General features: G+C 58.2%; 11 protein-coding genes and 1 tRNA gene. 3 read left to right on the top strand and 9 right to left on the bottom strand.

Annotated features, from left to right (window positions below; translation table 11 throughout):
- The first annotated feature begins 25 nt into the window (after nt 1–25).
- Nucleotides 26–892 (top strand): branched-chain-amino-acid transaminase, encoded by an 867-nt coding sequence (gene ilvE, locus RJ40_RS03935; protein WP_265582053.1) that lies wholly within the window; start codon nt 26–28, stop codon nt 890–892.
- Between the two features lie 19 nt (nt 893–911).
- Here the strand turns inward: ilvE and RJ40_RS03930 are convergent, their stop codons facing one another.
- Entirely contained in the window at nt 912–1,295 is a 384-nt protein-coding gene (locus RJ40_RS03930) for a PRC-barrel domain-containing protein (RefSeq protein WP_265582052.1), read from the bottom strand.
- Nucleotides 1,296–1,433: 138 nt separating this feature from the next.
- On the opposite strand from RJ40_RS03930, the gene RJ40_RS03925 reads away from it, so the two are divergent.
- A tRNA-Glu gene (locus tag RJ40_RS03925) sits at nt 1,434–1,506 on the top strand.
- Nucleotides 1,507–2,831: 1,325 nt separating this feature from the next.
- Here RJ40_RS03925 and RJ40_RS03920 read toward each other — a convergent pair.
- The 3 genes from RJ40_RS03920 to scmC (RJ40_RS03910) are packed head-to-tail and all read right to left on the bottom strand — an operon-like array spanning nt 2,832 to nt 5,488.
- Nucleotides 2,832–3,980: a nucleotidyltransferase domain-containing protein gene (locus RJ40_RS03920; RefSeq protein ID WP_265582051.1), complete on the bottom strand. Its 1,149-nt coding sequence runs from the start codon at nt 3,978–3,980 to the stop codon at nt 2,832–2,834.
- Complete coding sequence (locus RJ40_RS03915; protein WP_265582050.1) at nt 3,973–4,665, bottom strand: signal peptidase I; 693 nt, start codon at nt 4,663–4,665, stop codon at nt 3,973–3,975. Before RJ40_RS03915 ends, RJ40_RS03920 begins: the two co-directional genes overlap by 8 nt.
- Nucleotides 4,610–5,488: a SynChlorMet cassette protein ScmC gene (scmC, locus tag RJ40_RS03910; protein WP_265582049.1), complete on the bottom strand. Its 879-nt coding sequence runs from the start codon at nt 5,486–5,488 to the stop codon at nt 4,610–4,612. Before scmC (RJ40_RS03910) ends, RJ40_RS03915 begins: the two co-directional genes overlap by 56 nt.
- A gap of 829 nt (nt 5,489–6,317) precedes the next feature.
- Between scmC (RJ40_RS03910) and RJ40_RS03905 the strand changes: the two genes are divergently transcribed.
- Nucleotides 6,318–8,000: an MBL fold metallo-hydrolase gene (locus RJ40_RS03905; RefSeq protein WP_265582048.1), complete on the top strand. Its 1,683-nt coding sequence runs from the start codon at nt 6,318–6,320 to the stop codon at nt 7,998–8,000.
- A 163-nt stretch (nt 8,001–8,163) separates the two neighbouring features.
- Here the strand turns inward: RJ40_RS03905 and RJ40_RS03900 are convergent, their stop codons facing one another.
- The 5 genes from RJ40_RS03900 to RJ40_RS03880 form a co-directional block, all read right to left on the bottom strand.
- Nucleotides 8,164–8,793, bottom strand: coding sequence for a hypothetical protein (locus RJ40_RS03900; RefSeq protein WP_265582047.1), 630 nt, complete (start codon nt 8,791–8,793; stop codon nt 8,164–8,166).
- Between the two features lie 109 nt (nt 8,794–8,902).
- The gene (locus RJ40_RS03895; RefSeq protein ID WP_265582046.1) at nt 8,903–10,051 is read right to left on the bottom strand and encodes a nucleotidyltransferase domain-containing protein; all 1,149 of its coding nucleotides are present in this window, start codon (nt 10,049–10,051) and stop codon (nt 8,903–8,905) included.
- Nucleotides 10,048–10,671, bottom strand: coding sequence for a S24/S26 family peptidase (locus RJ40_RS03890; protein WP_265582045.1), 624 nt, complete (start codon nt 10,669–10,671; stop codon nt 10,048–10,050). Before RJ40_RS03890 ends, RJ40_RS03895 begins: the two co-directional genes overlap by 4 nt.
- A gap of 22 nt (nt 10,672–10,693) precedes the next feature.
- Nucleotides 10,694–11,575: a SynChlorMet cassette protein ScmC gene (gene scmC / locus RJ40_RS03885; RefSeq protein ID WP_265582044.1), complete on the bottom strand. Its 882-nt coding sequence runs from the start codon at nt 11,573–11,575 to the stop codon at nt 10,694–10,696.
- 164 nt (nt 11,576–11,739) lie between these two features.
- The gene (locus RJ40_RS03880) at nt 11,740–11,865 is read right to left on the bottom strand and encodes a hypothetical protein (RefSeq protein ID WP_265582043.1); all 126 of its coding nucleotides are present in this window, start codon (nt 11,863–11,865) and stop codon (nt 11,740–11,742) included.
- Nucleotides 11,866–12,778 lie beyond the last annotated feature (913 nt).

Here is a 12,778-nt window from a genome sequence, read left to right as displayed (position 1 = left end):
CCCTCGTCGCTCTAACAGATCATTCATGATCATTTACCTCAACGGTGAGTTTGTCCCCGAGGAAGAGGCAAAGGTCTCGGTCTTCGACCACGGCCTGCTGTACGGCGACGGTGTCTTCGAGGGGATCCGGGCCTATGACGGACGGGTCTTCAGACTGGACGAGCACATCGACCGGCTCTATGACTCGGCCAAGACGATCGACCTTGAGGTTCCCATCACCAGGGACGAGTTCAAGGAGGCGCTCCTTGAGACCCTGCGCAGGAACAACCTCAAGGACGCCTACATCAGACCGATCGTCACCCGCGGCAAGGGCGACCTGGGCCTCGACCCGCGCAAGTGCGCCACCCCGACGGTGATCATCATCGCCACCGGGTGGGGCGCGATGTACGGCGATCTCTACGAGAAGGGCCTGACCGCGATCACCGTTTCGGTTCGCAGGAACGCCGCCGACGCTCTCCCGCCGAATGTCAAGAGCCTCAACTATCTCAACAATATCCTTGCCAAGATCGAGGCCAACTACAAGGGCGGCGACGAGGCGATCTTCCTTGACACCCACGGCAACATCACCGAGGGGTCGGGAGACAACCTCTTCCTGGTCAAGAACGGTGTCCTCATCACCCCGCACACCCTCAATAACCTGCGGGGCGTCACCAGGCATGTCGTCCTCGAAGCCGCGGCATCGCTCGGGCTCACGGTCATGGAACGCGATGTCGGGTACTTCGATCTCTACACCGCCGACGAGGTTTTTGTCACCGGCACGGCGGCAGAACTCGGTCCGATCGTCACCATCGACGGCCGGACCATCGGAACCGGTACCCCCGGCCCGATCACCAAACAGTTGATGGCCGGTTTCTCCACCATCACCGGGAACGAAGGGACCCCGATCTACTGATCGGATCCCTTCTTCTTTTTTATTTGATCTCGATCTCCCAGGGCGGGCTGTAGTCGTAGAACCTGAAGACCCGCTCGAACCATGAGAGGTCGTCGGCCTTTGGCCAGTGGTTGTGATCAAAACTTGGTGCGGTCTCCATGGTTTCTTTCCTGATCTTCAGGAGATAGTCGTCCTCTTTTTCGGTGAGTGCCTGCCAGGGCACGGGGTACAGTTTCTCTCCCAGGCCCATGATCCCCCCTGAGGAGAGGACGGCAAAGATGATCGAACCTGAGGGCACGTCCACCATCAGGTGATGGACCTCGCCGAGGTCTTCGCCCAGGGCGTTTTTCACCCTCTTGCCGACGATCTTCTCGATGGCCACAATCTTTGGGTGGACCACAGAGACCGGACTTGCAAAACTCATTTCTTTCACTCCCCCTCTCTCGCGCATGCGTCTGTGGCCATGCGATTATTTGAATATTGTGGGAGGGAGAGGCGGCGACGGTCGGCGATGGCCCGAAAATTTAAGTACCAGGATCGGAATACATAGTATAGCACTTCTGCTGCCATAGTGTAGTGGCCAATCATGTCGGCCTTTCACGCCGACGACTGGGGTTCGAATCCCCATGGCAGCACTCTGATTTTGGGTCCAAATCCCGAACGCTTTTCCTGCCCTGACTGAAGGCATGTGTATGAAATCCGCGCCAACGCGATCAGGTCGCTCTTTTCATATCGTTAAGAACGAGTATGCAGACCGCTCCATCGCCCGTGGACTTGCGAACGGCACTCTCACCTCTTGCGCCGCCAACCTTGAACAGCAGGGGTGAAGGATCCGTGAGGCTGAAATAAAATATCAGCTCTGTAGAATCGCTCATGAGGCGAAAGCACTCCTCAGGCATACCGCATGAAATTCATTTCATGAGGTCATCCCAAAACTCTCCTGGCTTCCCCCTCTGCCAGAGATAAAGAAAGATGATGGTGTAAAACTCTCCTCTCCTCGTGGCGTGAACATCCATTCCTCGCCTTCTTCTATCCTTTCACCGGGTGCTCTGCCGCCCGACCCCTATCTTCGTCGTGGGGGGTCCGGGGGGTCTCCCCCCGGCGCGAGAGAGCAGGATAAAGTTTCTCGTTCTTCTGGCGGGGCGGCCCTTCTGATCGCCGTGCCTTCCCTCATCATACGCGCCGGGGGCGCTGCCCCCGGAACCCCCGGGATTGCGATAGGGTGGGAAGGCGAGCGGGGAATCGTTCAGAGGGGGTTCCCGTCCTCTGCCGGTCCATCACGTATGGGGAACCCAGGGTTCATGCCCGATTCAACAGAGTCGGATTATTACGACAATCTCGCCTGACCGCCACCATCTCGCGAGACACCGACGTTCCCACTTTCGGACAAATCCCCTTTCCTTTTTATACTCTCTCTCCCTCCTTCTCTTCAGCGGTGCCGCCGGTCACCCCGACCTGGCGGCGTATCCCCAGTGGAGTGGAGGCGTGCATGTCTGGTTCGACCCCGACCCCCCGAACAATGACACCTTTTCACCCTGTTTTCACCGGAGTTACACTGGAAAAGTGAACACAAAGGGAACGGATGAAGAGGCTCAGAATGCATATTCTAGAGAGAGAAGAGAGATCTCTCTCTCTCAGAGTACTATGTTACACCAAAATGGGGGGGCACAGAGCAGATCTGATCCGTCGGGGTCTCGGGGTGGGTGTGTGCGCGATCGGGATCCTGGTGAACATGACGGAGAAGATTGGGGTGAAAAGGCCGGGATCGGCAATCGCGCCCCTAATGTCCGCCCGTATGGTGACACTTCCTGAGTGTATGTCAGTGAAAACCAGGGTAAAAGTGAAAGCAGGTTGGGAACGATCCCGCTCCCCGGCGTGCTCCATCGACCCTTCCGCAACAGAGGTCTCCGCACTGAAGGCAACACCGTCGAGTTTAATCCAGAACAGGCCCGTGCCCGGATCACCAGAAGAGATTCTTCAACGTACGGCCGGCAAGATACCTCAGCATATGGATCTTCTCTCTTCTGTCAGGCAGCGCCGAGAGACTGAGTTTCAGAGAGGAAGGAATCGATTCGTCTCTTCTCAGGAGATCGGGCCAGATCGTCGCCTCCCTCTCGGATGGCGAAGGCCAGAGATCGAAGTCATCGAATCCTTGCGGGAGAGTGAGGCCGGTCCAGACCTCCGCCATCGTGAGACCGACTTCGACGGCATTCCGTGCACCCCACGTAGCACTCGCGTCCCTCACCGCCGCCCAGTCCTCCGGGATCCTGAGCTGGCCTGCGAGGAGGGCGATGTCATGTATCCAGGTGAGGCGGATGTTCCTGGTGTGGCCAAAGACCATGTGCAGTGCTGTATGGAGGAGAGCGTCAACCGGCGCCATGGTTTCAAAGGTGAGTTTATCGGTGCTGATGGTTACAGCCCGTGAGAAGAGTTCCTCAGGTGGAACAGCAGTGACGAACCCCGCCGAGGGAGCGCACCGCCAGTGGATCTCGACCGCTAAACATCCAGAATCATTTTTGTCCGGGAGAAACATCTCTTCATGATAAAAATTCTTTGAGACTGCAAATGTTCTATTATTGCACCGGTACCCGAGAGCCACGAGAAGATCCTCTGTCTCTTCCACCTGATCGGGGCAGACCAGCAGATCGAGATCACACCCGCCCCGCATCGCGGGGTCAGAGTAGATCGATCTGGCGAGGGCGGGGCCTTTCAGTATCAACATCCTGATCCCGTGGTCCTCTGCTGCGGTCAGGATCTCACCAAGTTGCTGGTCCATCTGGACCGAACGGACCTTGCCGATGAGATATTCGCGGCGTATGATCTCCATGACCTCCGCAGGTGGGAGATGTGCCCGGTCCCATGACCTGAGATACCCATACAGGATCGGTGTTACCCAGTGCGGGTACAGGCTTCGGAGAAGAAGCCGCCATGCTTCGAGGCTGCATTCCGGTGGAGGGATCTCTTCATTCCGCAGGACCGAAGAGAGGTAGAGGAGGAGTGCGTCCGGCGCCGAGAGGAGATCGTTTCTCGGCTTCCCACAGAGCCAGTATGTGTTGTGAGTTTCTCTGATAGCCGTTGTCGAGTCCGGGACACCGGCATGGTTACTCATGGTTCCCCTCTGGTTTTGGTCTCGGGAGCGCCTCTTCATTCACGATGAGCCCGAACGGTCGCCTGATCAGCCAGCGCCTCTCCCCGGTCGGGAGACGTCCGATCGATCGCCCGGCAAGGAGAAGGTGCAGTTCGGTGCCGCGAGTTCGCTTGAAGGCGGCGACCCGGAGGAAAGGAATCTGTATCGGGCATCTCCCGGCAAGAGCGTCGCAAGGGTGTCGCAGGGCAACGGCGAGGGTGTGTACCGCACGGCGTCGCAGACGGAGGGCGCTGCCGCGGCACCACCCTGCCGCGCCGCCGCGGACCGCTATTTCTCTCCCTTCCCTATGTGCGGAGAGGACGCGTCCGAGAACGGCATCGCAGGTGAGGAGATAGGGGTCGCATGAGAGATTGTTGTCGCCCTGGGTGCGTATTCCTTCATGAGTGACTGCAACGACGCGGTGGATGACGATCCGATTGCGTCCTGGAGGCCGGAAGAGGATCACGTCACCTCTCCGCATCCTGCAGCCTGCATCATAGGGGCGGTAGCGGATGATGTCAAGGGTCCTGAGCGTCGGGTACATGCTCGGCCCGACATAGGTGATGAGGCCGGGTCTGTTCGGAAAGATGTGTGAGGGTCGCTCCGTCCGCTCACCTCCCACCGGAAGATGCCATCGAGCGCTCGATCTCCTCCCAGAACCGGCCATGACGCGTGGCACTGAGACGGAACGCAGGGACTTTACAGACGAGATTTGATGCATTTGCAAAGATATCCGCTCTGAATCTCCGGGCGATGGGCGTATCGATATGCCACAGGTAGAGTTGGATAATCTGGATGGCCGAGGCTGTGATTCCTGCGGTTGCTTCTCCCTGCCCGACCGGGACCATTCCGTCTTGATCGGCTTGCTCCAGGAAATACACCCCTCTGAGGGGTTGGCTCTTCCTCAGATCCCAACTCCACTCGGTGTACCCTCGCACTGTAATGTCACTCCAGGTGGGAAGAGGATGTGCGTGATATGCACCGTTCATGTCCCTGACGACGAGTGTCATATCGTCACCGAGTGCACGCCAGGGCGGAGGAGCTCGTGCGGCACAGGTGGATTTCCCTGTCCCGCCAGGGGCGGCGATCACGATGCCGTGGTTCTCGCGGGAGAGGAGTGCGGCATGCAGGGGGAGTGCACCTGAAGAGAGAAGTTCGGTGCAGAGAAAACCGATCGCCTCTCTCATCCTGAAGAAATCGACTGAAGGATTCTCCTCCTGCCCGGGGGGGATCTGGATGATATGTCCGGGCCAGTCGGCATGGGACCAGACTCTGAGATGTCTGAGTTCCTGAGTGATCCAGCCCGGCGAGTAGGGAGGGTCTTGCCTGAAGAAAATCTTTCTTGTGTTGGTTGTAGGGCCTTCTTCGAGTTTCAGGACCGCTGCGAATCGGGCCATCCAGTCTGAAAGTTCGTCCTCTGCCCCGAATGCCCACTCACTCTCGTCCGCGAGAGTGAAAGGATACCATGTGATATGTTCACTCCAGGACATGCTCACCGCTATTGATCCCTTTCACGATCTTTCTGCTATTTCCCGGGGGTATGCCCGTCTCAATCCCGGATTCCGGTACATGAGGAATGGATAGGATCTGTTGCTTGTCGTTCCTTGTTCAATCAGATCTATACGGGTATATCCTGAAATTAATTTTGACCTACATCTCCGCCGTTTTGACATGCGACGGCATATGAGCCGTCGTCACATCTTACAGCAGCGGGTGCACTCCCCCCGGTGCAGTGGGAACCGTATCCCATCGTCTTCTCATGTGCCCTGAGATCGATCAATCGTGGTGATTCGTATGTTTGTTTTTTCATCAAAGACACCTCTCCTATATATCTACCATTTCAGTGTCCTGAGGGAGGGGGAAATGGTTGCAATAGGATGTATCAAACACAGATGTGGTAGGATATATATTTTATTATAATATTTTTCAGCCATTGTCTCTTGGTTCAGGGCACTTTTCTGAATTATAAGAATTATGAATTGTCTATGTGATGTTTTGAAAGAGCGTCTATCCCAAAAGTCTAGGGGGTCTGGTTCTGTAGAATGGGCATGAACCTTGGGTTCAAGCATACGTGATGAACATTGTTCTGAGCAGTGCTTCAGAGTGTGGAGGGATCTCTCTCCTTGCGACAGGGCATCCGGAAGATACGGTTCAATCGCCACCCTTTGGTTTTCCCCTGTTTCGCCGCCCCGCTTCTGGTAGTTATCAGATTAAAATAGCGCATCTTTTGACGGCGCCGGAACAAGAAAGGCAGGCATATATGCCCGCACCGCGCTGTTTATCTGGAGCAACAAAAGATCAGAGGAGTTGCATGCGTTGATGGCAGAAAATGACTGGCGGGAGATCCCGGGGACAGATGGGGCACGCATCCTTCCCCTGACAAGGAAACCGGATGTCTGCTGTTCGAACGCCTATCTGATCGCAACAGAGCGCGAGATCGTCATCATCGACACCGGCGCGGATGAAACACAGATGGAGACGATTATCTCGACGGTCGAGGCCCTCACTGCAGCACGCCCCCGTCCGGTCTGTCTCTTCATCACCCATTGTCATCTCGATCACTGTCTTCAGGCGATCAGGCGCCGGTCGTGGATCGAGGAGAAAGGCGTCGTCGTCTTTGCCCATGCCGAGGGGGCGGAAGCGCTTGAGTCGGGAGACGAATCGCAGACCGTCGCCGATATCTTCAAGTGGGAGATCGAGCCCCTCCGGGTTGATGTACGCCTCCATAATGGGGATGGACGCGAGGTGTCTCTCGGAAACGGCGAGACGATCGTCCTTGAACATGAGGAGCATGCCGCCGTCCCGGCAGACCGCCTCACCTTCCCGTCGGGAAACCTGATCTCAGTCTACGCCACCCCCGGGCATAGCCCCGACTCGGTCTGCATAAGGGTCGGCGAACACCTCTTCCTCGGCGACCTCCTCTTCTCGGCAAACCCTGGAGTCGCAGGGCTCCACGGCTGGAACCCCGATGCCCTGCTCACCTCGGCTGGAGAGGTCCGCCGGATCCTGACCGCCGGCGGGATCACTCTCTGCTGGAACGGGCACGGGAGAGAGATCACGGTGCCCGACACCCTCCGTGCCCTCGGGAAACTTGAGGACGACCTGGAGTGCATGAAGGCGATCGGGAACTTCGACAACGATCGACTGCGCGAGTCGGTCGAATACGCGCAGGACATGCTTGCCGAGGCAAACCGGTTGTTTCCGATCATCTCGGGCAGGATCTATTACCTCTCCTATTATCTTGAGGCCCTCGGCGAGGTGGAGGAGGCGGAGCGGTACCAGCATCTCATCGAGTCCGATATGATCGATGCATTTCTCACGGACTTCGACGCTTTTGCCACAGAGTTCAGGGAGGGTGGTAAGATTGACATTCAGTTCGTCCTCAAAGCGGTGCAGGTCGCGGCAAAGATCGAAGGAGCCTTCGGGCGGGGGCTCGACGACCCGGCCGCGGATACCTCGCTGGTGCGCCGGGCCTCTCGCCTGCTCACCGATTGCCTGCATACGGTTTGCGCCTTCGACCCTCCCGACGCCGCGGTGCCGGTCGACGTCGTCCCGCTGATGGCGGAGTTTGTCGGGCGCCTCTCCGATTCCTCACATCTCGATGAGGCGCTTCTCGCCGCGGCTGAGGACGAGGACGCGTTCAGGTCCGCGCTTGCACAGAGAATCGCCCACCTCCCCCTCTTTGAAGAGGTCCGCATCTCTTTTGTCCACGACGCCGACTCCCTTGTGGTGCGGACTCGCCCGGAAAGACTCTGTGACGGGCTCACCGCGGTGATAGAGGGTCTCACTGCCGCGGGAGCGGAAAAGATCGCTGTTTCCGCCACCGGGACCGGCGAAATGGTTTCCCTTGCTGTTCAGTCCAGTGTTCTCCATGGCGACTGGCCGCATCTCCGGGCCTGCCAGCGACGGTTCGCCCGCTGTGGCGGCCGGTGCGATCTCAGGACTGTTCACGGGATGCCGGCCCTTGTGCTGGACTTCACGAGAGAACCCGTAAGCCTTTGAAGAGGTTTCACAAAAAAGGATCGCATATTGGGGGGCTTTATGGTAGGTAGATCGAGAAAAAGGGCATGAACACGCCCTTCAGTTGTCTCCGAAATCACGTTCTGTGTCATAAAAAGTTTTACGGATGGATGACCACAGGGTCTGCGGATCAGTCAGTCTCTTCTCATTCCTGACATGAGGTGGTGTTCTCAGGCCTACCCATCCCTGGCTGCGGGTTTTCGATTGACTGCAGGACATAGATCGCCCGTTGCATCCGGCCATCCGCACCGGTCAGCCCTTCGGTCTTGCTGAGGAGGAGGCCGCTCTCTTTATCGACGATGAACCGTACGTCGAAGGTGTTTCCGATCGATGCATAATAATAGGCCTGAGCGTCCCATATCTCTCCGGCGACCTCCATCGGCCCTTCCGCGACAAGGTTCTCCGCACTGAAGGCGACGCCGTCGAGATCAACCCAGAACAGGCCCATGCCCGGATCTCCCGCCTGATACGACCACTCGCCCTCCACCATGGTGCTGCCATCGAAGGCGCTGATCACCGTCGAGTCTCCTGAATACCCGGTCTCGTCACGTTCCATGACCCTGTCGATCCAGAAGGCGTACACTCCGGTCCCTTCATAATGCACCCACCTCTCCAGGGGATCGTCGGAGTCGATCGCATAGTACGGCGTCAGTGCGGCCTCGTAGGTTACGGTCGTTCCCGGCCCGATCCATGCCGGCGGGGCCATGGCGGAGACGCCACATATCGTCAGCCCTGCCAGGCACCATACTATCAAACATGCCGTTGGTCTTCTCAACTATCTCACCCCGGCGGGGGCCTATGGTGGTTCTGGTATATCAGCATGAGTGTGACGGGTCGGGTGGCGGTGAGATGAGGGGGTGCCGACCGGGCCGGACCGATCTGGATCACCTGAATCGATGTTTCAACTTCCGGCCAGCAAAATAACCCAACATAGAGACCCTCTCCCTTCTGTCGGGCAGCACCGAGAGTTTGAGTTTGAGAGAGGTGCGGAGTGACGCATCTTTTTTCAGGAGGTCGGGCCAGATCGCCACCTCCTCCTCAGACGGCGCCGGCCATAGATCGAAGTCGTCAAATCCTTGCGGGAGGGTGAGGCCGGTCCAGGCCTGTGCCATGGTGAGGGCGACCTCGACGGTATTCCGTGCTCCCCATACCCGACTTGCTGACCTGAGAACCGACCACTCTTCCGGTACCCTGAGTTGGCGAGCAAGCAGGGCGATGTCATGGATCCAGGTGAGACGGATGCTCGAGGTATGGCCAAAGATCATATGCAGCGCCGTATGGAGGAGAGCGTCAACCGGTGCCAGAGTCTCAAAGGTGAACTGATCGGTATGGACGGTTACGGCCCGTGAGAAGAGTTCCTCCGGTGGGACTGCAGGGACAAAACCCAGCGACGGGGCACACCGCCAGTGGATCTCGACTGCTAAATTCCCGAGATCTTTTTTGTCCGGGAGAAATGTCTCTTCATGATAATAATTTTTGGAGACCGCAAAGAATCTATCATCGCACCGGTACCCGAGAGCCCCGAGAAGGTTCTCGGTCTCTTCCACCTGGTCGGGGTAGACCAGCACGTCGAGATCACCCCCGCCCCGCATTGCGGGGTCAGGGTAGACCGACCTGGCAAGAGCGGGTCCCTTCAATATCAGTATCCGGATCCCATGGTCCTCTGCTGTGGTGAGGATCTCACCGAGTTGCCGGTCCATCTGGACCGAACGGACCTTACCGATGAGATAGTCGCGGCGTACGGTCTCCATGACCTTTGCAGGTGGGAGGCATGCCTGGTCCCACGACCTGAGGTAACCGTACAGGACCGGAGTCACCCAGTGCGGAGACAGACGGCGGAGGAGAAGTCGCCATGCCTCCGGGCTGCATTCCGGTGGAGAAGCCTCTTCATTCCGCAGGATCGAAGAGAGATAGAGGAGGAGATCGTCAGAGACAGAGAGGAGATCGTTCCTCGGCACGCCACAGAGAGAGTATATGCTGTGGAGTTCCCGGATCGCCTCGGCCGACGGCACGGTTCCGGCACGGCGGTTCATGGCCGTATCCCCTGATCTTTATCTGAGATCAACCGCGGGAGCGCCTCTTCATTGACGAAGAGCCCGAACGGCCACCTGATCCGCCAGCGCTTCTCCCCGGCAGGCAGGTGTCCGATCGGCCGCCCGGCAAGGAAAAGATGCAACTCGGTACCCCCGGTTCGTCTGAAGGCGACGACCCTGAGGAAAGGGATCTGCACCGGAGATCTCCCGGTAAGGAGGCCACGGGGCCATCGCAGGACAACACCGAGGAGATGCACCGCACGGCGGCGAAACCTGAAGACACTGCCCTGGCACTCTCCGACAGCGCCGCCGTGGACCGTCACCTTTCTTCTTCCCCGTTGTGCAGAGTAAACTCGTCCGAGAACGGCATCACCGGTGAGAAGATAGGGGTCGCCCGAGAGATTGTTGTCGCCATGAGTGCATATCCCGCGGGGAGTGACCGCAACGACGCGGTGGATGACGATCCGATCCTCTCCGGGGGGCCTGAAGAGGACCACGTCACCTCTCCTGATCCCGCGCCTGGCATCATAGGGACGATAGTTGAGGAGGTCGAGGGCCCTGAGCGTCGGGTACATGCTCGGCCCGACATAGGTGATGAAGCCGGGCCGGTCGGGGAGCATGCTTGAGGTCCTCTCCGTCCGCTCACCTCCCTCCGGGAGATTCCATTGAGCGCTCGATCTCCTCCCAGAACCGGCCGTGACGCGTTGCACGGAGACGGAAAGCCGGAACATTCTCTGCGAAGGTGCACGCGTTCTCGAAGAGGTGCCGTCGTGCGTCCCGCGCGGCCGCAGGATCAAGGCGAGAGAGATGAATATGAGAGATCTGTATGGAAGAGGCATAGGTTGAGATCGCCGCTTCCCCTTCTCCGAGCGGGGTTGCTCCGTCATGGTCGGCCTGTTCGAGAAAATAGATCGCCTCCAGCGGGACATGCCGTCCCGCTTCCCACCTGAGACCAGTGTTTCCGTGCATGAAGATCTCGCTCCAGGTGGGAAGGGGATGGGCGTGGAACTTCATGGCACCGTCCCTGATCACCAGGGCCATGTCGTCGGCGAGGGCTGTCCAGGGTGGCGGCACCCGTGCGGCGCAGGTGGACTTTCCGGTCCCGCCCGGAGCGGCGATGGCAACCGCCTTCCCCTCCTTTGCGAGGAGGGTGGCATGCAGGGGGAGCGCACCACTGGAAAAATGGATTGCGTTGAAGCATGAGATCGCTTCAGACATCATGATGGCGTCATTCACGCTGTTTTCCCCGGTGCCGGGGCACTCCAGGTACCGGAAAGGGCGTTCGGGGTGAGACCAGATCCTGAGAGGATTCAGGTGCTGGCATTCCCACCCGTCTCCCCTCTCGTACGGCGTGGGAGATCTATCGATGAACCGCAGTTCCGAAGCGGTGCCGCCGGGCGTGCCGGCCTCAAGTCCGAGGATCGTGGCAAAGGTATCAAGCCAGTCTGCACATCCCGCTTCTGCGGAAAAGATCCACTCCCGCCCGTCGGCGAGGGTGAACAGGTACGACTCATCTCCGGGCAATAGGCACCACACCTGCTCTCGTAATGTACGATCTCATCTACTGTTCCTGAACTGGCCGGGGAGTGAGAGGTCGGATCCTGAAACGTCCCCCCACGCCCTGGCCCGTGGCGTTATAATAGTGTCCCGTTCACGGTTTATCGAGAACGGCCGCCTGTTCAGTTTTATCAGAAGGTGTTGCCGGCAATCCAGTCATGGTCCAACGCCAGTGCCATCCTGACAGTCGCCTCCTCCGGCTTGAGTGCCATCCTGACAGTTTGTTCCATCACCACTGCCGTCTTGACATTGCCCATATCCGATCGGCGTCAGGGTGCTCAGATCGATCAACTGCGGTGCTTCATATTCCCCCGTCATCGGCCCTTCCTGAGGTGACTCCATATATATAGTTTGCCCTTAAGGCCTGCCGGCACTCCTTGAAACGCCCTGTGTATCTCAACTTCACTGACGCTTGCATCGGCCGCCCCTCCTGATCAGGATGAGGTCATGGATATGAGTGAGATATAACAACGAGGTCATCCCCGAACTCTCTCGCCGTCCCCCCCTGAGTATCAGGATGTATCTATTGTTCCACCCTGGAAACCGGATCGAGTCTATGGTTGTACTTGTTGTCCGACGGTGCACTCTCCATTTGCCGCGGATCCGGTTTGGCAATACCCATTTGCTTGGCCTCCATCGGCGCAGTATCCTAGGGCTGAAGTGCCATCAGAGCAGTCCGGTTGTCCGTACCCGACCTGTGCCTGGGTGCTCAGATCGATCAACTGCGGTGCTTCATATTCCCCCGTCATCGGCCCTTCCCTGGGCTGACTCTACATATATAGTTTGCTCTTGTGGGCCTGTCGGCACCCCTTGAAACACCCTGTGTATCTTAACTTCACTGACGCTTGCATCGGCAGCCCCTCCTGATCAGGATGAGTTCATGGATATGAATGAGATATAACAACGAGTTCATCCCGGAACTCTCCCGTCCTCCCCCTCTGCCGGAGATAAAGGAAGATGATGGTGTAAGACTCTCCCCTCTTCGTAGCGTGATGATCAGACGGGCCCCGCCCCCCCTGGAGGACGAGGAATTCTCGTCTGCCCTCTCGCGCCGGGGAGCGTCGAGGTGCTCTGTTCCCATCACCCCCCTCTCATGAGGAGAGGAATCGAGGGTTTACCATGAAAATGATCTCGAAGATTGGCTGTGTGGAAATCCTCTAGGTGGTTATC

The sequence above is a fragment of the Methanofollis aquaemaris genome, assembly GCF_017357525.1.
GTDB classification, from domain to species: Archaea; Halobacteriota; Methanomicrobia; order Methanomicrobiales; family Methanofollaceae; genus Methanofollis; species Methanofollis aquaemaris.
This window is presented reverse-complemented; position numbering and strand designations above follow the sequence as displayed.

Excerpts from the sequence above, each read along its gene's own strand:
- ilvE (WP_265582053.1), top strand. The coding sequence starts at position 26 with ATGATCATTTACCTCAACGGTGAGTTTGTCCCCGAGGAAGAGGCAAAG.
- RJ40_RS03930 (WP_265582052.1), bottom strand. The coding sequence starts at position 1,295 with ATGAGTTTTGCAAGTCCGGTCTCTGTGGTCCACCCAAAGATTGTGGCC.
- RJ40_RS03920 (WP_265582051.1), bottom strand. The coding sequence starts at position 3,980 with ATGAGTAACCATGCCGGTGTCCCGGACTCGACAACGGCTATCAGAGAA.
- RJ40_RS03915 (WP_265582050.1), bottom strand. The coding sequence starts at position 4,665 with ATGGCCGGTTCTGGGAGGAGATCGAGCGCTCGATGGCATCTTCCGGTG.
- scmC (WP_265582049.1), bottom strand. The coding sequence starts at position 5,488 with ATGTCCTGGAGTGAACATATCACATGGTATCCTTTCACTCTCGCGGAC.
- RJ40_RS03905 (WP_265582048.1), top strand. The coding sequence starts at position 6,318 with ATGGCAGAAAATGACTGGCGGGAGATCCCGGGGACAGATGGGGCACGC.
- RJ40_RS03895 (WP_265582046.1), bottom strand. The coding sequence starts at position 10,051 with ATGAACCGCCGTGCCGGAACCGTGCCGTCGGCCGAGGCGATCCGGGAA.
- RJ40_RS03890 (WP_265582045.1), bottom strand. The coding sequence starts at position 10,671 with ATGCTCCCCGACCGGCCCGGCTTCATCACCTATGTCGGGCCGAGCATG.
- RJ40_RS03880 (WP_265582043.1), bottom strand. The coding sequence starts at position 11,865 with ATGGGCAATGTCAAGACGGCAGTGGTGATGGAACAAACTGTCAGGATG.